15 protein-coding genes are annotated in these 17,002 nt (G+C 68.5%); 8 read left to right on the top strand and 7 right to left on the bottom strand.

Features of this window, described 5'->3' with window-relative positions; translation table 11 throughout:
* A partial coding sequence (locus ACWELJ_RS27835) for a sensor histidine kinase (RefSeq protein WP_452369090.1) occupies positions 1-2,057 on the bottom strand: 2,057 nt, incomplete at its 3' end.
* Between the two features lie 430 nt (positions 2,058-2,487).
* On the opposite strand from ACWELJ_RS27835, the gene ACWELJ_RS27830 reads away from it, so the two are divergent.
* Positions 2,488-3,987, top strand: coding sequence for an alkaline phosphatase (locus ACWELJ_RS27830; RefSeq protein ID WP_452369089.1), 1,500 nt, complete (start codon positions 2,488-2,490; stop codon positions 3,985-3,987).
* Complete coding sequence (locus ACWELJ_RS27825) at positions 3,984-4,472, top strand: hypothetical protein (RefSeq protein ID WP_452369088.1); 489 nt, start codon at positions 3,984-3,986, stop codon at positions 4,470-4,472. The genes ACWELJ_RS27830 and ACWELJ_RS27825 overlap by 4 nt, the downstream gene beginning before the upstream one ends.
* Positions 4,473-4,742: 270 nt before the next feature.
* Here ACWELJ_RS27825 and ACWELJ_RS27820 read toward each other — a convergent pair whose 3' ends face one another.
* Positions 4,743-5,417, bottom strand: coding sequence for a cupin domain-containing protein (locus ACWELJ_RS27820; RefSeq protein ID WP_452369087.1), 675 nt, complete (start codon positions 5,415-5,417; stop codon positions 4,743-4,745).
* A gap of 167 nt (positions 5,418-5,584) precedes the next feature.
* On the opposite strand from ACWELJ_RS27820, the gene ACWELJ_RS27815 reads away from it, so the two are divergent.
* Positions 5,585-7,138 carry a succinic semialdehyde dehydrogenase gene (locus ACWELJ_RS27815; RefSeq protein ID WP_452369086.1) on the top strand — a complete coding sequence of 518 codons (1,554 nt, stop codon included), beginning with the start codon at positions 5,585-5,587 and terminating at the stop codon, positions 7,136-7,138.
* Between the two features lie 88 nt (positions 7,139-7,226).
* Here ACWELJ_RS27815 and ACWELJ_RS27810 read toward each other — a convergent pair whose 3' ends face one another.
* From ACWELJ_RS27810 to ACWELJ_RS27790, 5 genes are all read right to left on the bottom strand, one after another.
* Positions 7,227-7,634 carry a DUF779 domain-containing protein gene (locus tag ACWELJ_RS27810; RefSeq protein ID WP_452369085.1) on the bottom strand — a complete coding sequence of 136 codons (408 nt, stop codon included), beginning with the start codon at positions 7,632-7,634 and terminating at the stop codon, positions 7,227-7,229.
* A gap of 14 nt (positions 7,635-7,648) precedes the next feature.
* Complete coding sequence (gene exaC, locus ACWELJ_RS27805) at positions 7,649-9,166, bottom strand: acetaldehyde dehydrogenase ExaC (RefSeq protein ID WP_452369084.1); 1,518 nt, start codon at positions 9,164-9,166, stop codon at positions 7,649-7,651.
* A 183-nt stretch (positions 9,167-9,349) separates the two neighbouring features.
* The gene (locus tag ACWELJ_RS27800) at positions 9,350-10,567 is read right to left on the bottom strand and encodes a transcriptional regulator (protein WP_452369083.1); all 1,218 of its coding nucleotides are present in this window, start codon (positions 10,565-10,567) and stop codon (positions 9,350-9,352) included.
* 148 nt (positions 10,568-10,715) lie between these two features.
* Complete coding sequence (locus ACWELJ_RS27795; RefSeq protein WP_452369082.1) at positions 10,716-11,162, bottom strand: nuclear transport factor 2 family protein; 447 nt, start codon at positions 11,160-11,162, stop codon at positions 10,716-10,718.
* A 196-nt stretch (positions 11,163-11,358) separates the two neighbouring features.
* The gene (locus tag ACWELJ_RS27790) at positions 11,359-12,612 is read right to left on the bottom strand and encodes an FAD-dependent monooxygenase (protein ID WP_452369081.1); all 1,254 of its coding nucleotides are present in this window, start codon (positions 12,610-12,612) and stop codon (positions 11,359-11,361) included.
* Between the two features lie 72 nt (positions 12,613-12,684).
* On the opposite strand from ACWELJ_RS27790, the gene ACWELJ_RS27785 reads away from it, so the two are divergent.
* From ACWELJ_RS27785 to ACWELJ_RS27765, 5 genes are all read left to right on the top strand, one after another.
* A complete protein-coding gene (locus ACWELJ_RS27785; protein WP_452369080.1) occupies positions 12,685-13,248 on the top strand; it encodes a TetR/AcrR family transcriptional regulator in 564 nt (187 codons plus the stop codon).
* A 47-nt stretch (positions 13,249-13,295) separates the two neighbouring features.
* Complete coding sequence (locus ACWELJ_RS27780; RefSeq protein WP_452369079.1) at positions 13,296-13,940, top strand: ABC transporter ATP-binding protein; 645 nt, start codon at positions 13,296-13,298, stop codon at positions 13,938-13,940.
* The gene (locus ACWELJ_RS27775; protein ID WP_452369078.1) at positions 13,937-14,713 is read left to right on the top strand and encodes an ABC transporter permease; all 777 of its coding nucleotides are present in this window, start codon (positions 13,937-13,939) and stop codon (positions 14,711-14,713) included. The genes ACWELJ_RS27780 and ACWELJ_RS27775 overlap by 4 nt, the downstream gene beginning before the upstream one ends.
* 138 nt (positions 14,714-14,851) lie before the next feature.
* Positions 14,852-15,832, top strand: a complete 981-nt coding sequence (locus ACWELJ_RS27770) for a terpene synthase family protein (protein WP_452369077.1) — start codon at positions 14,852-14,854, stop codon at positions 15,830-15,832.
* A gap of 152 nt (positions 15,833-15,984) precedes the next feature.
* The coding region (locus ACWELJ_RS27765) for a polyprenyl synthetase family protein (protein ID WP_452369076.1) at positions 15,985-17,002 on the top strand (1,018 nt) is incomplete at its 3' end.

Genomic DNA, 17,002 nt, shown 5'->3' with positions numbered 1-17,002 from the left:
CTCGGGCAGGCGGCTGTCCAGACTGGCGGCCAGCAGCGCGGTCGAGCGGCCGAGGCGGCGGACAGCCCGCCGGTCTCGAGCTGACGCGGAGCCGCCGGGATCTCACCGGTGCGGCCGGAGGCCTGCACGGTCAGGGCGGTCGGCACCAGCACGATGGCGCGCACGCCGCCGTAGTCGGATTCGGTGAGCCGCACCGTGATTCCGTGGCGCGAGGCCAGCTGGGCGACCACGAAGCGGCCGAGGCGGAAGTCGTCGGGCAGCATGGCGACACCGAAGTCCGGGGCCTCGCGCAGCACCTCGTTGATCCGCGCGAGCTCTTCCTCGGGCATACCCATGCCCTGGTCGATGATTTCGATGGCGACGCCCTTGCCGACCACATTGCCGCGCACCTCGACCTGCGACTGCGGCGGCGAGAAGTGGGCGGCGTTGTCGACCAGCTCGGCGAGCAGGTGCACGAGGTCGGCCACCGCGCTGCCCACGATGGACACCTCGGGCAGCCGGGCGATCTTGACCCGGGTGTAGTCGGCGGTCTCGCCGACGCTGGAGCGCACGATCTCGAGCAGCTGCACCGGGTTTCGCCACTGCCGCCCGGGCTGACCGCCCGCGAGAATGATCAGGTTCTCGGCGTTGCGGCGTTCGCGGGTGGCCAGGTGGTCGAGGCTGAAGTAGATGTCCAGCAGCGCCGGATCCTCCTGCTGCGACTCCGCGGCGTCGAGGATCTCCAGCTGGCGGTGCACGATGACCTGGCTGCGGTGGGCGATATTGAGGAACATCGCCTTGACGCCCTCACGGGTGCGGGCCTCGGTGATGGCGGCCGATACGGCGGAGGCGTGGGCGTGGGTGAACGCCTTGGCCACCTGGCCGATCTCGTCGTGGCCGAAGTCCAGAATCGCCTTCTCGTCGGCCGGGTCCAGCGGGCGGCCCTCGCGCAGCTTGGCCATGATCTCGGGCAGCCGCTCGTCGGCGAGCACCAGCGTCTCGTCGCGCAAGCCCTTGAGGCGGCGGATGATCCGGTTGGCCAGGATCAGCGAGACCAGGAAGGCCAGCGCCGACACCGCCACCATGGCGCCACCGACGAGTGCCGAGTTACGGGCGTCGGTGTCGGCCACGTCGGCCGCCGCGCGCTCGTTGTGCTTGCTGTTCTTGTCCCACAGCTTGAGGACCTGTGCGTTGAGGCGCGACACCGTGTCCCGCCATTCCTGCGGGGTGAAGGTCAGCGGCGCGACCACCGGGGGAGAGCCGGGCTTGACCGGCGGCAGCGTCATGGGATCGAGCGCCCGCGAGAGCAGGACGTTCTCCATCATGACGATCTTCGTCCAGTCCGGATCGTTCATCAGGGCCTGCATGTCGGCATTGCCGGTGCCGCCGTCACCGCCGGCGAGCACGCCGAGGTTGACGCGGTAGGTGCCTGCCACGCGGGAGAATTCGATGGCCAGTTCGGGCGGCAGCGCGCCGCCGGCGAGCAGCACCTCGGCTACCGCCGCCTCGCGGGAGAGCATTTCGGCGGACTGCACGATCTGCAGGCCGTTGATCATCTCCATGGCGACCGCGGCGTTGGGTGCGCGGTCGGCGACGATGCGGGTGCCGATCCAGATGAACTCCAGCACCTTGCCGTAGAAGTAATAGGTGTCCGACACCGACACCCCGTTGGTGTCGATTCCGGTGCGCAGTCCCGCCAGCTGCCTGGTGAGGGTCAGGAACCCGCCGACGTCACCGGTGACCGATTCCGGACCGGATTCGCGCATGGAGGCCGATACCGGCGCCATTCCCAGCAGCGCGTTGTCGAGCCGGGTTCGCGCCTGCGCGAGGGCCTTCGGATTGGCGTCCTCGCCACCGGCCATCTGCGCCATCGAGAGCTGGCGCTCCTGCTCGACCGCGGCGATCAATTCTCCGGTGGGCGCTCCCGCGGCGGACAACGCGTCCGCCCATTCCCGCGCCTGCTTGCTCTCGACCACCAGGTATCCCGCGCCACCCACGCCGATCGCGAGCAGCGCCAGGCTCGGGACGAGTGCGATGGCAAGCACGCGGGTGCGGACCCCGAGCCTTGCTCTGAACATCGGGCAAAGGTAACGGGACGTAGGTCACATATGCACATCGATCCCGTTGGGCGGGAGCGCGTTTGACAGACCGGGTCATGCATGACGGTGCATCACATTCGAAGCCGTCGAGCAGCAATTTGATAGCAACCCTAATAGAGGGCGGCACACGATGATTCACAACGCTCAGGCGTGTCGTCGCGAACCGTCAGCATGGGACGAATCGGGCGTGGAATCCGGCGGGACGCGAGTCCTCGTGTGCGGGGGGCGTTCGACGATGTTGCGGCGCGTCCAAGGGGGAGGTCGTCGTGGGAAATCCGTTAACCTGCGATCCAACTGTGAGATTGCTGTGAGTCGGAAACGGGCAAACCGGCAGCACTAGCTTCAGCCGCGCCCGGAACAGCGGGCCGCGCCACCGGACCTCGGGGGACGCGACGACGGAGGAGACGAAGTGCAGCACAGGAAACGCGCGTGGTCGGTCGCGATCGCGACGGCGACCGCCGCGATGTCGGTCGCGACGCTGGTGGCCGGATGCGGGTCGGACAGCAAGGGCGACAACGAGGTCCACAACATCATCTATCTGCTCGGTGATGGCATGGGGCGCACCCACGTGACCGCCGCGCGACAGCGGTTCGAGGGTGCGGGCGGGCAGTTGCAGCTCGAGCGGCTGCCGTATGTGGGCGCGGTCGCGACCTACGCGGTGGAGCCCAACAGCGCCAAGCCGTCGCTGGTGACCGACTCGGCGTCCGCGGCCACCGCGTGGTCGTCGGGTGTGAAGACCTACAACGCCGCGATCGGCGTGGACGCCTACGGCAAGTCGGTGCCGACGCTCATGGAGCAGGCCAAGGCCGCGGGTTTCGCGACCGGCAATGTCAGCACCGCCGAGATCACCGACGCCACCCCGGCGGGCATGTTCAGCCACGCGCTGCTGCGCGGCTGCCAGGGCCCGACCTTCAGCGATTCGACCTGCCTGCCCAAGAAGGCCGACGGCGGCTACGAGGCGCAGCCCGCGGACAAGACGCTGGTCACCCCGATCGCCGAGCAGATCGCGCGCAACAACACCGCCGACGTGATCTTCGGTGGCGGCCTGGCCCGGTTCGAGCCCGACGACCAGAAGGCCATGCTGGACAACGGCTATCAGGTGCTGGGCTCCATGGGCGATCCGGCGCTCAAGGCGCAGACCGCCGAGAGCCAGAAGGTGGCCACCGCCGCCGACCTGAAGTCGGTGACCGGGCAGAAGGTGATCGGCCTGTTCAACCGCGGGAACATGACCGTCACCAATGCCCGCGACGCACTGCCGGATTCGGCTCCGCAGAAGCAGGAGCCGACGCTGAAGGACATGACCACCAAGGCGATCGACCTGCTGTCGGCGCGTCAGGGCAAGGGCTTCCTGCTCCAGGTCGAGGGCGCGCTGATCGACAAGCGTTCGCACGCCAACGACGCCGCCCAGACCCTCGACGAGGTCAAGGCGTTCGACGACGCGGTGGCCGCGGCCATGGACTTCGCCAAGAAGGACGGCCACACCATGGTGATCGTGACCGCCGACCACGAGTGCGCCGGCTTCAACATCATCGAGAAGAACACCTTCACCAACGCCGAGGCCGTCGCGCCGCCGACGAACGTGGACGCCACCAACCCGGCCAACAACAGCAAGCCGGGCCGGGACGGCAAGGACAACGTGAAGGACCCGGTCCGTTCGCCCGGTCCGGTCAACGGTGCGGGACAACAGGATCCGCGCAACTTCGCCCCCGCCACCTTCCGCACGCCCGACGACCCGGCCGAGGTGAAGGACGGCACGCCCGAGGCGAGCCTGTGGCTGACCTACCTGTCGGGCAATCACACCGGCGCCGACGTGATGATCTACGCCTACGGCCCGGGTGCGCAGGTGTTCGCGACCAGCCAGGACAACACCTCGCTGTACACCAAGATGCACAAGGCGCTGCTGCCGTGACGCGGCGAACCGGAGCGGTGATCGCGGGTCTGCTGGCGGTGGCGGCCCTGGGGACGGGCTGTTCGTCCGCGCCGCAGCCCGTGAGGCCGACGCCCGCGGCCGCTCCGGTCGCCGCGCCGCGCACCACCGAGCCACCGGCCGCGACGCTCGCGATCCCGGCGGGGGAGGTGCGGCTGGCGGCCGGGCCGTTCACCGATCGGGTACGGCTGAGCGGCACCCGTCTCGAAGGGTCTTCCGTGCGTGGCACTCTGGCGATCACCTCCGATGTCAGCGATGTGCTGGCACTGGAGGTGAGCGCGGCGTTCTACGACGCCCACGGCCGACTGGTCGGTACGGGGATGTTCCAGCACGCCGACGAGGAACCCACCGGCGGCGGACCGCACGTGCCCAGCGTGAACGGCATTCCGTTCACCATCGTGTCGGCTCCGGCCGACGCTCCGGTCTCGGCGGCGGTGCTGTCGATTCCAGTGCTGGTCAACGAATAAGGCTGGGCCGCACTCCTTTCGGTGATCCCGCGCACGCACCCCTCGTACGTGCGCGGGATCGGGGCCCGACCCGCCGGTGCTGCCTCCACCGGCGGGAGATTCCCTGCCCGGGGTAGTACTGGCTGTTTCTTCGCTCACCGATCACGATCGGTTACAGAATTCACAGCAAAGAACTGGAATTCCGGCAATGCGGACAAAATAAATGCGGCACCCTGTCAAAGACGGAGTGCCGCATCGCCTACGGTCGAGCGGGCGCCGATGCGCTTGTCGTCAGGCGCGTTTCGCGTACTGGGCCGCGCCGGCCCAATCGAGCATCACGCACGCCTCGTCACCGAGGACCCAGGCGTCGTGACCGGCCGGGCAGAACAGGTAGTCGCCGGGGCCGATATCGGATTCCGCGCCGTCGTCCATCCGGATCCGCATCCGGCCGGAGATGCAGTAGCCCACGTGCATGGCCTGGCAGCTGTCGGTGCCCGCGATCGGCTTGACGTGGGTGGACCAGCGCCAGCCCGGTTCGAAGACCGCGCGGCCGAGCGCGCCCAACGGCGTCTCGATCAGGTCCATCCGGCCCGCTTCCGCCTCGAAGGGGCGCGTTTCGTCCGGATTGTCGAGGCTGCGCACGACCAGGCTGCGGCGATGGCCGTCAGCCATGTCGTCCTCGCGCAGCAGATCCAGATTGTGGAAGATGGCCGGGCCGTCGCACAGGGCGGCGATCTCCTGGGCGAAGCGGGTGGTCTCGGGCAGGTCGGAGTTCCGCATCGCCTCCTCGTAGGAGGGGAATTCGACCATCTGCAGATAGGTGTTCGCGTGATCGCGATCCTTGGCCTCGAGGCCGCGGACGGCAGTGCGTTTGCCCGCCGTCGCGGTCAGCCACGCGTCGAGTTTCTCGTTGAACTCATCGATGTGAGTGGTCTTGAACTCGATCGTCTGAACGAACTTGGTCATTGTGGGCACTCCTTCGAAAAGGGCACCCCGCCGAGAACATTACTCCCGGATCGCCGGGCGAATCGGCAATTCTTCGGCAATCACGAGATTCCCCAGTCCGGACCCCACGCCGAGGTCAGGGAGTAGATTGTGCGTATCTCAAAGTTACCCGCAAGTAGGAGGCGATGATGCCGGTGCCGGCTGCCGCGGTGTTCGAACGGCTGCGCTCGTTCGCGGCCGTGGATACCACGCAGGACCACGCGACCCGAGCGATCACCGAGGTGTTCACCGGTGACACCCTGGGCGAAGTGCCGGTCGGCACCGCCGCCGATGTCGCCGCCGCCATCGCCAAAGCCCGTGCCGCCCAGGCGGACTGGGCCGCGCGCACCCCGAAGCAGCGGGCCGAGGTGCTGGACCGCTACCGCGCGCTGGTGATCGAGAACCGCGAATACCTGATGGACGTCATCCAGGCCGAGACCGGCAAGGCGCGCTGGGCGGCGCAGGAGGAGGTGATCGGCCTGTTCCTCGCGGCCCGCTACTTCTCCCGGGTCGCACCGAAACTACTGGCGGCCCAGAGCGTGCCGGGCGCGTTCCCGGTCCTCAACCGGGCCTCGGTGCGCCCGGTGCCCAAGGGCGTGGTCGGGGTGATCGCGCCCTGGAACTATCCGATGCTGCTCGCGGTCGGCGACTCGATTCCGGCGCTGCTGGCCGGGAACGCGGTGGTGGTCAAGCCCGACAGTCAGACCCCGTACTCGGCGCTGGCCAATGCCGAACTGTTCGCCCGCGCCGGGCTGCCCGCGGATCTGTTCGCCGTGGTCACCGGTCCCGGCACGGTGGTCGGCACGGCCATCGTCGACGACTGCGACTACCTGATGTTCACCGGCTCCTCCGCCACCGGGCGCACCCTGGCCGAGCAGTGCGGCCGCCGCCTCATCGGCTTCTCCGCCGAACTGGGCGGCAAGAACCCGATGATCATCACGCGCGGAGCCGATCTGGACAAGGCCGCCAAGGCCGCGGTGCGCGCCTGCTTCTCCAACGCGGGCCAGCTGTGCATCTCCATCGAGCGCGTGTACGTCGAGCGCGCGGTGGCCGAGCAGTTCACCCGGAAGTTCACCGCCGCGGTCAAGGCCGCGAAACTCGGTGCGGCATACGACTTCTCGAAGGACATCGGCAGCCTGATCTCCGAAGCGCAGCTGGAGACGGTCACCAAGCACGTCGCCGACGCGGTCTCCAAGGGCGCGAGGGTGCTCGCGGGCGGCAACCCCCGCCCCGACCTGGGCCCGCTGTTCTTCGAACCGACGGTTCTGTCCGAGGTCACCGACGCCATGGAGTGCGGCCGCAACGAAACCTTCGGCCCCCTGGTCTCCATCTACCCGGTGGACTCGGTCGACGAGGCCATCACCCGCGCCAACGACACCGAGTACGGCCTCAACGCCAGCGTCTGGGCGGGCAGCAAGGCCGAGGGTGAGCGCATCGCCGAGCAATTGCACGCCGGCACAGTCAATGTCGACGAGGGCTACGCCCCCGCCTGGGGCACCACCGGCGCCCCCATGGGCGGCATGGGCATCTCCGGTGTCGGCCGCCGACACGGCCCCGACGGCCTCCTGAAGTTCACCGAACCCCAGTCCATCGTCGTCACCCGCTTCCTCAACCTGGACGCCCCGCCGTTCGTCCCCCAGGACAAGTGGCAGCCCTTCCTGATGACCATCGCCCGCAGCCTCCGCTTCCTCCCCGGCCGCTGAAGTTCATCCAGCACAGATAGGCGCAGCACGGGAAGAGGGTTGTACGGTGGCGCGGCCGACCCGGAGAAACCGGCCGCGTCACCCTCCTTCATCCGGCCAGTTCGTTGCCGCGGAGCGGGGCGGGAGCCGCTTCCAGCACCGCTGTCTCGGCATCGGTGAACAGGCGTGACCGGATGACGAATCGGACTCCCTCGGGGGCCTCGAGGGAGAAACCGCTGCCGCGGCCGGGGACCACGTCGACGGTGAGGTGGGTGTGGCGCCAGTATTCGAACTGGTCGGCGCTCATCCAGAACGCCGTGTCCGGGAAGACGCGGCCGAGCAGCACATCGGCCGCGCCCACCCGGAACTCGCCCAGGGGGTAGCACATCGGGGAGCTGCCGTCGCAGCAGCCGCCCGACTGGTGGAACATCACCGGGCCGTTATGGTCGACGAGCCGCTGCAGCACCGCCGCCGCGGCCTCGGTGATGGTCACCCGGGATACCGGACCCGCCGTCATCTCGCCCCCTCGGTTCAGAAGAATCCGAGTTTCTTCGGGGAATAGGACACGAGCAGGTTTTTCGTCTGCTGATAGTGGTCGAGCATCATGCGATGGTTCTCGCGGCCGATACCGGACTTCTTGTAGCCGCCGAACGCCGCGTGCGCGGGATAGGCGTGGTAGCAATTGGTCCACACCCGACCGGCTTTCAGCGCCCGGCCCACCCGGTAGGCGATGCCGCCGTCGCGGCTCCACACGCCCGCGCCGAGGCCGTAGAGCGTGTCGTTGGCGATGGTTACCGCTTCGACCTCGTTGTCGAAGCGGGCCACCGCTACCACCGGTCCGAAGATCTCCTCCTGGAAGATCCGCATGTCATTGCGGCCCTCGAAGATCGTCGGCTCGATGTAGTACCCATTGGGGAAACCCTCCACCTTGCGCATCTCGCCGCCGGTGAGCACTTTCGCGCCCTCCTGACGGCCGATGTCGATGTAGGAGAGGATCTTCTCGTACTGGTCGTTGCTGGCCTGCGCGCCGATCATGGTCGCGTCGTCGAGCGGATTGCCGCCCTTGATGGCCTTGGTCCGCTCGATGCAGCGGGCCATGAACTCGTCGTAGATCGACGAATGGACGAGCGCCCGGGACGGGCAGGTGCACACTTCGCCCTGGTTCAGCGCGAACATCACGAAACCCTCGACGGCCTTGTCGAGGAAGTCGTCGTCGGCCGAAAGCACATCGGGGAAGAAGATGTTGGGGCTCTTGCCGCCCAGTTCGAGGGTCACCGGGATGATGTTCTCGCTGGCGTACTGCATGATCAGCCGCCCGGTGGTGGTCTCGCCGGTGAAGGCGACCTTGGCCACGCGCGGGCTCGACGCCAGCGGCTTGCCCGCCTCCACGCCGAAACCGTTGACCACGTTGACGACTCCGGGCGGCAGCAGGTCCGCGATGAGCTCGATCACCAGCAGCAGCGAGGCGGGCGTCTGCTCGGCCGGCTTGATGACGACGCAGTTTCCCGCCGCCAGGGCCGGCGCCAGCTTCCAGGCGGCCATCAGGATCGGAAAGTTCCACGGAATGATCTGCCCGACCACGCCGAGGGGTTCCTGGAAGTGGTAGGCGACGGTGTCGGCGTCGATCTGGGAGAGGTGGCCCTCCTGCGCGCGGGCCGCGCCGGCGAAGTAGCGGAAGTGGTCGACCGCCAAAGGCAGGTCGGCGGCGAGGGTTTCGCGGACCGGCTTGCCGTTCTCCCAGGTTTCGGCGACCGCGAGGCGCTCCAGGTTCGCCTCGATCCGGTCGGCGATCTTGTTCAGGATATTGGCACGATCGGTCACCGAGGTGACACCCCAGGATTCGGCCGCCCGGTGTGCGGCCTCCAGCGCCATGTCGATGTCCGCCGCGCTGGAACGCGCTACTTCACAAAAGGTCTCGCCGTCGATCGGGGAGGGATTCTCGAAGTATCGGCCCTCGATCGGCGCTTTCCACTCGCCGCCGATGAAGTTGTCGTAGCGGCGGTTGAAGCTGACGATGCTGCCCTCTGTGCCTGGTTTGGCGTAGATCATGGCGCGGCTCCTGATCGCATTATCTGCGGTGACGGGGGCCACTATGAACCGCGCAGGTTGGCGGGAGGTTGGCGCCGGGTTGGCGAGACGTTGTCGCGTCACTACCTGCGGAATCGATTGCGGTAACGGACAATTCGGATGCGAGGCACGCTGTGCAACCTTGCACGCGACGCGGCGCGCCGCCTAGTGCAACGCGGTGTGCAGACGCGCCGCCGCGAGCGCGCGGCGGCTGTCGCCGTGCGGGAGCAGGCGCAGGGCGTGCTCGTGGATCTCGATGTCGTCGGGGCAGCGCTGGCCGAAACGCAGGGCGTGCTCGGGATTGTGGTCGGCCAGCACGGCCGTGCGCAGGCAGACGTCGAGGTGCTCGCGCCACTGCACGATGCCCGGGACATCCGAATCCGGCAGCAGCGGACCGCGATACAGCCGTACCGCGGTGGTCAGGTCGCCGGCCTCGAGCGCGGCCAGCAGCTCGACGGCATCGCAGGCGAGAGGTTCGGTCAGCATGTAGCGGCGGTCGGCGATGCGGCCATCGGTGGCCGCGCGCAGGCGGGAGACATCGGATTTCAGCGTGCTCGACGACACCGACCGGTCGCCATAGACGGCCTCGTGCAAGCGTTCCGGCGTGAATCCGTCGGGCTCGAGCGCCAGCAGGGTCAGGATCTCGAGCTGCCGCGGCCGCATCGGCACCTGGCGACCCTGCTGATACAACCGGGGGACACCCAGCGCTTCGAGGCGGGGCGTCACGGCGGGGCGTTGCTGTTCGGCGTGCACTCGGGATTCGATGGCGGTCACCAGGGCTCGGACGGTGGTGAGGATCAGCGGATGCGAACGGTCCCAGTACGTCGATAGATCGAGCACGCCCAACTGGCGGCCGTCGGCGGCGCGGATCGGCGCGCAGTAGCAGACCCAGCCGTGCAGGGCCTCGACCAGATGCTCGGCGGCCCACACCTGGGAGGGGCGGCCGCTGTGCAGGGACAGCGCGATGCCGCTGGTGCCCATGTAGGGCTCGTCCCAGCAGCCGCCGGGGGCGAGGTTCACCGATTCGGCCCGTCGCCGCACCGACCGATCGCCACAACTGAAGAGCACGGTCCCGGCCTCGTCGGTGACCACCGCGATCATGCCCGAGTCCTCGGTCAGCGCGCGCAGTTCGCCCGCCATTTCGGTGACCGGGGTGCGCAGCGGCGATTCGGCCCAGCGTGAACCCAATTCGTCCCGGTCGGTACCCGGGGCCACCGCCCGCGTCGGATCCACCGTGCGCAGTGACCGCTCCCACGACGCGGCCACCTCGCCGCGCAACGCCACCTGGGCGCCGGGCGGGCGGCCGGGGGTGGACGTGGTCCACCGCTGCCAGGCCTTCTCCAACTCCGCACGCTGATGCGACGCGGCGGGCAGCTGTGTCATGGCGCAAACTCCTCGCGGTGCCTCCGGACCGAGCGATATCCCATGATGGCGCTCACCAGCACCGCGCGGGCCGCATTCGCGCAGTTCCGTGCGCCGATTCGGGCCCGGTGGCTTCGCAGGCTTCGCCTCGGGCTTCCGGGCCGGGGGATCAGCTGCCCGGGAGCGCGTCGGGCGCCACGAACATGTAGCTCTTCTCCTCCACCCGCTGCTTGATCCGCCACTCGCCGTCGACCCGCACGAAGGTGTCGTGGTACCAGAGGCCGCACAGCATGAGCCGTCGCTCACCGTCGGCGGATCCGACCAGCATGGGGTTGTGGCACATCGTGCGGGCGGTGGCGTTGTCGCCCTCGACCCGGATGGAGGAATTGCTGATCATGTGTTGGAACGCCGAGAAGTTGGGCATGACGGTGGCGAGGAACTTCTTGGTGGATTCCACGTCACCGGCCGGACCGCCCATGGCGGTGTAATCGATATGAGCGTCCGGGGTGAAGATCTCGTCCAGCATTTCCCACTGGTGGGTGTCCACGGCGTGGGAATAGCGAACCATCAGGTCCTCTATTTCCATGCGATCCGAGATCTCCTGCAGGGACAACATGCTGCCTCCGGGTATGGCCGATAACTCTTCAGGGACGGTGGGCCACCGTACGCCCAGGGTCGTCGTTGATCTTGCCATTTCCGAAAAACGGCGGGAGGCAATTGATCTCGTTCACCGGTCGCTCATTGCGAGGCCGGAGAACGGGACGGAAGCAGCGCCACCGCCGCCTGGCATCCGAGCAGGGCCGCCTCGATACCTAATTCGAGGTGCCAGGCTCACGGTACCGAGCTCGAGTCACGGGGTCGCCGATCCGGTAATCCTTGACCATCATGGTCCGTGCCACCTGCTGTGGAGCGCCGCCGATCAGTCCGCGCCACGGCAGGTAGGGGAGCAGGCGGACGTTCAGATTCCGGAAGGCGATCATCGCCTTGCTGTTCGGGGCGTACCAGCCGCCCACGCCCTCGGCGAACTTCTGACAGGCGTCGACCATGGGGCGCATCTCGGCCTCGTACCGGTCGAAGGCGGTCCGGTGATCCCCTGCGGCGGCGGCCAATTCACCGGCCAGCACATAGGCCCCGACCAGCGACAGGTCCGCGCCCTGTCCCGATAGCGGGGACGCGCAGTATCCGGCGTCGCCGACCAGCGCGATCCGCCCCTTCGACCACCGGTCCATGCGGATCTGCGCCATGGCGTCGAAATAGAAGTCCTGAGCGTTCGGCAGTTCCGCGAGCAGTCGCGGCACCTCCCAGCCCTGGCCGGCGAAGGTCTCGGTGAGGATGCGCCGTTGGGCGTCGGTGTCGCGGTAGTCGTAGTCGAGGGGTTCGGACGCCCACGCGAAAATCGCTTTGGCCTCGGTGTTCTCGCGGGCGCTGTAGGACCCGGCGATCTTCCCGGGGGTGTTGTGGTCCAGTTCCCAATGATCCAGATTCAGCAGATTCGGCGTCGTGAAGATGGCGATGTAGTAGCCCATGTGGCGCAGGAATCGCGATTCCGGACCGAAAACCAGCTTACGAGTGTGGGAATGGACGCCGTCCGCGCCGATGACCAGATCGAAGGTGCGCGCGGGGGAGTTCTCGAAGGTCACGTGCACCCCGGATTCGTCCTCGCGCAACTCGGCGATGGAGTCGCCGAACAGGTATTCCACATTCTCGCGGGTCGCCTCGTAGAGGACCTCGGCCAGATCGCCGCGCTGAATCTCGGCATCGCCATTGGCCCCGACGCCGTTGAACACCTCGCTGGAAATAGAGGCGCGAACTTTCCCGTCGGCGTCGACATACGAGGTGCCGCGCTTACCGGTGCTGCGGGCGTGCACCTGCTCGAGCAGGCCCATGCGCCGGACCACCTCGGTCGCGCTGCCCAGGACATCGATGGCCTGGCCACCCGGACGCGGGGCCGGGGCCTTCTCGACCACGGTCGGCTGGAATCCGTAGCGCCGCAGCCAGAACGCGAGGGCGGGCCCCGCGATGCTCGCGCCGGAGATCAGGATGTTCTTGGTGCTCATCTGCCGCATGTCTCGACCATAGAACCGATTTGGGCGATTGCGCAAGACATTTGTCTCAGGCGATTGCGCTAGAGTGTGGGCATGGGAAACCGTGAGGATCTGCTCGCCGGCGCGCGACAGTGCCTGTTCGACAAGGGCTATGCCCGCACCACCGTGCGCGATATCGCCACCGCCTCGGGGGTGAGCATGGCCGCCATCGGCTACCACTTCGGATCCAAGGAAGCGCTGCTCACGGCCGCGCTGGCCGAGGCCACCGAGGAGTGGGGAGACCGGTTGGCACAGACAGTGTCGGCGACCGAGCCCAGTCCGGATCCGCTGCGGCGCTTCGCCTCCCACTGGGACGCCATCCGCGCCTCGGTGACCGCCGATCGCGGGCTCTGGGCGGCGACCTTCGACGCGCTCTCCCACCCGGAGACCCGAGCCCAGCTGGCGGAGCGGACCGAGGACGCCCGTGCGGGGCTGGCCCGGCTGTTCGAGGGTGACGAGGGGGACGAGGCCGGCCGGTCGGTCGGCGCGTTGTATCAGGCGCTGCTGATCGGAATCGCCGCGCAATCGCTGATCGACGGCGACACCGCGCCCAGCGGAAGCGAACTCGCCGAGGGGCTGCGGCGGATCACCGGGGTCGCGGCCGCCACGCCCGAATAGGTCGGCCCCACCACCGGCACCGGCGCTCGATGAGGCATGGTGGATCGGTGCCCAGCATTGCCTTGGAAGGGGTCGGACTCGGTCACGGATCGACCTCGGTGCTCGTCGACGTCGACGCGGAGTTCGCGGCGGCGGCCTGCACGGCTGTGGTCGGGCCGAGCGGCGCGGGCAAGACCACCCTGCTGCGGCTGCTCAACCGGTTCGCCGAACCCGACCGCGGTCGCGTGCTGCTGGACGGGACGCCGGTGACCGAACTCGATGTGCTGGCCCTGCGGCGGGACATCGGACTCGTCCCGCAGAAACCGGTGCTGCTCACCGACACCGTCGCCGAGGAAGTTCAGGTGGGTCGCGCCGCCGACGCGGACACGATCAGGGAATTGCTCGGATCGGTCGGATTGCCCGGCGAATTCGCGGATCGGCGGTGCGCCCAACTGTCCGGGGGTGAAGCCCAACGGGTATGCCTCGCGCGGGCCCTGGCGGTGCGGCCACGAGTATTGCTGCTGGATGAGCCCACCTCGGCGCTGGATGGCGCCTCGGCGGCGGCGATCGGTGAGCTCATCCGCGCGCACGTGCGGGGCGGCGGCAGCGTCGTGCTGATCAGCCACGATCCCGGATTCGTCGCCGAGGTGTCGGACACGGTGTGGACCCTGTCGGGCGGGCGTCTCACCCGCGATGAGGGAAACCAGCCGTGACCCCAGGGCTTTCGGTACCCGACTGGACCGGTGTCGCGGCCTCGCTGCTGCTGGTGGCGCTGGCGGCGGCCATCGCCTACCGGCAGCGCCTGCACCTGACCCGGGAGCTGGTGGTCGCGGCGGCGCGCGCCGGAGTCCAGCTGATCGCGGTGGGCGCGATTCTGCTGATCCTGTTCCGCCACACCGGATTGCCGGGCGCGCTGGGCTGGGTGGCGCTCATGATCGCGATCGCCGGCCAGGTGGCCGGAAGGCGTGGCGTGGGCCTGCCGCACGCGCGCCGGTCGGCGACCGTCGGTGTGGCATTCGGCGCATGCGTCACGCTGGGGGCGCTGATCGTGCTGGGCATCATCTCGACACAGGCGCGGGTGGTGGTGCCGGTCGGCGGGATGATCGTGTCCTCGGCGATGCAGTCGACCGGAATCGCGCTGCGCCGCCTGGTCGAGGACGCGCGACGGGCACGGGACGCGATCGAAGCGCGGCTGGCGCTGGGGCTTTCGGCGCGCCAGGCATTTCTGCCGCATCAGCGCTCGGCGCTGCGCACCGCGTTGATACCGGCCATCGACTCGACCAAGGTGGTCGGCCTGATCAGTCTGCCGGGCGCGATGACAGGTTTGATCCTGGCGGGCGTGGATCCGCTCACCGCCATCCGCTATCAGATCGTCGTCATGTACATGCTGCTCGCGGCCACCACGCTGGCGGCGCTCGCAGCCACCCGACTGGCCGAGCGGACGCTGTTCGACGACGCGCAACGCCTGGTCGTGCTCCCCGGCTGAATCTCGCCGCGCCACCTGACCTCTCGCCTGGCCCGCAGATTCCTAATGACTGGGATTTCAGATGCGAGTACGAACGTCCGAAATGCCGTTATCGTTACGATGTCCTCGGGTAAATAGTTGGGGGGTAGGCAGTTTCGTATGGAAGCTCTCGAAGTCTTCATGCCGTTCGGCCCGGCGGGGCTCAATCCCGCGGAGCCGCAGGCCGAAGCGGGGATGTGGGCCTGGCTGGAAGCGTACGCGCTGGTGCCGACCGAGCCCACCCGGCGGCGCATGGAACGGACCCGACCAGCCCGTATGTACGCACTGTGGTGCCCGCACGCGAGCGCCGAGGAGCTCACGCTGCTGAGCCAGTACACCGCCTGGGCCTTCATCGTGGACGACCAGTTCGATATCGAAATCCCCGAGCCGAAGCGGTGTTTGGCGGCGATCCTCGCGATCGAAGCCGTACTGGACGGTATCGATACACCGTCCGGCGTGCTCGCGACCGCGTTCGCCGAGCTGTGGAAACGCTTGTGCCAGGGCCGGTCCCCGGCGTGGCGCGAGAGCGTGCGGGGTGAGATCCGGGACTGGCTGTGGACCTATTACGCCGAGAGCGTAGGACGGCTCTCCGGCAATCTGCCCGACCTCGAGGACTACCGCGCCCATCGGCGAGACGGCGTGGCGCTGTTCGTGTTCCTCGATATCAGCGAACGCGCCGAGGGCGTCGATCTGAGCCCGGCGACCCGGCACCTGCCCGCCATGCGCAGTCTGCGCGCCGCGGCCGTCGAGCACATGGGACTGTTCAACGATGTACTGTCGGTCGCCTCCGACGAGGCGTCCGGCTACCTGTACAACTCGGTGCTGCTGGCCCAGTACCACTACGGCCACGATCGAGCTCAGGCCCGGCAACTGGTGAACGGCATGCTGTCGGAGTGCGTGGCGCGCATGACCGACGCCGTCGAGCGCCTGCCCACCGAACTCGACGATGCCGGCATCACCGGCCGCGAACGTTCCGACGCCCTCGCCACCGCCGCGAATTACACCGTCTACGTGCGCGCCAACCACGACTACCACTACCAGGTCGCCCGCTACACCAGTGCGCCCGCCGAGGCGCTCGAACACGGGCTGCCACTGACCTGACCACGCCCAACAGCACACCGTTGCCGAACTGAAATTCGCAGGCAACCCCCGGGTTTCGGTTCGCGCATGGGACTATGGGCTTCTTCTAAGCATTGCTACCCAGCTGCCACCGGGTGGCTGCGGTAACCGTGTCCGAGAGAGCGGGGCCGAACATGCGAGCGTCGAAACCGATCCGTTTCACCGTGGGAGCGCACCTGGAGGGCAAGCGCCGGTGGGGCCTGTCCCGCCCCGCCGCGGCCGCCCTCGGCGGGCACGACGAATCCCGCGCCCGGGCAGCCGAATCCATCACCCGCCCGCTCGACCCGTCCGCGGAGCGAAGAGCCCGTAGACAATTGAGCGAGGCCAGAGCCGCCATCGACCCGGTATTGCGGACCGCGGTCAGTGGCCTGACCGAGCCGCTGGACCTGATGGCCGGGTACCACTTCGGCTGGTGCGATCCCGACGGAGCGGCGGTCGCCGGCGTGCAGGGCAAGGCGTTGCGCCCGGCGCTCACCTTCGCTGCCGCGACCGCGTGCGGCGGGGATCCGGGCAAGTCGGTGCACGCGGCGGCGGCGGTCGAACTGCTGCACAACTTCTCGCTGGTCCACGACGACGTGATGGACTGCGACGCGTTCCGCCACGGCCGTCCCACGGTGTGGCGGGTGTGGGGTGAGACCACGGCGACCCTGCTCGGAGACGCGCTGCAGGCGGTGGCGCTGGGCGCGTTGTGCGACGGCGTGCCGGAGACGGTCACCGCCGAGGCGGTCATCCGGCTGACCCGGGCCACGGTGGACCTATGCCACGGGCAGTACGCGGACTGCGCGTTCGAGACCCGGGCCGCGGTCACCGTCGACGAGTACCTGAGCATGGCCGCGGGCAAGACGGGCGCGCTGCTCGGCTGCGCCTGTGCGCTGGGCGCGCTGTGCGCCGGTGCCGACGAGCGGGTGGTGTCGGCGATGCACACCTTCGGCGCGGAGCTGGGCCTGGTCTTCCAGCTGGTCGACGATTTCATCGACATCTGGGGTGATCCGGAGGTCACCGGGAAACCCGCGCACAGCGATCTCATCCATCGCAAGCAGTCGTTCCCGGTGGTGTGCGCGCTGGAATCGGATACCGCCGCGGGCCGCGAGCTGGCCCGGCTGTACCGCACCCGCCACCCGCTGACCGCGGCGCGCGCGGCCCGGGCCGCGG

The sequence above is a fragment of the Nocardia sp. NPDC004582 genome (assembly GCF_053602115.1).
Note: the sequence above shows the minus strand (reverse complement) of the source record. Positions and strands in the feature narration are given on the sequence as shown.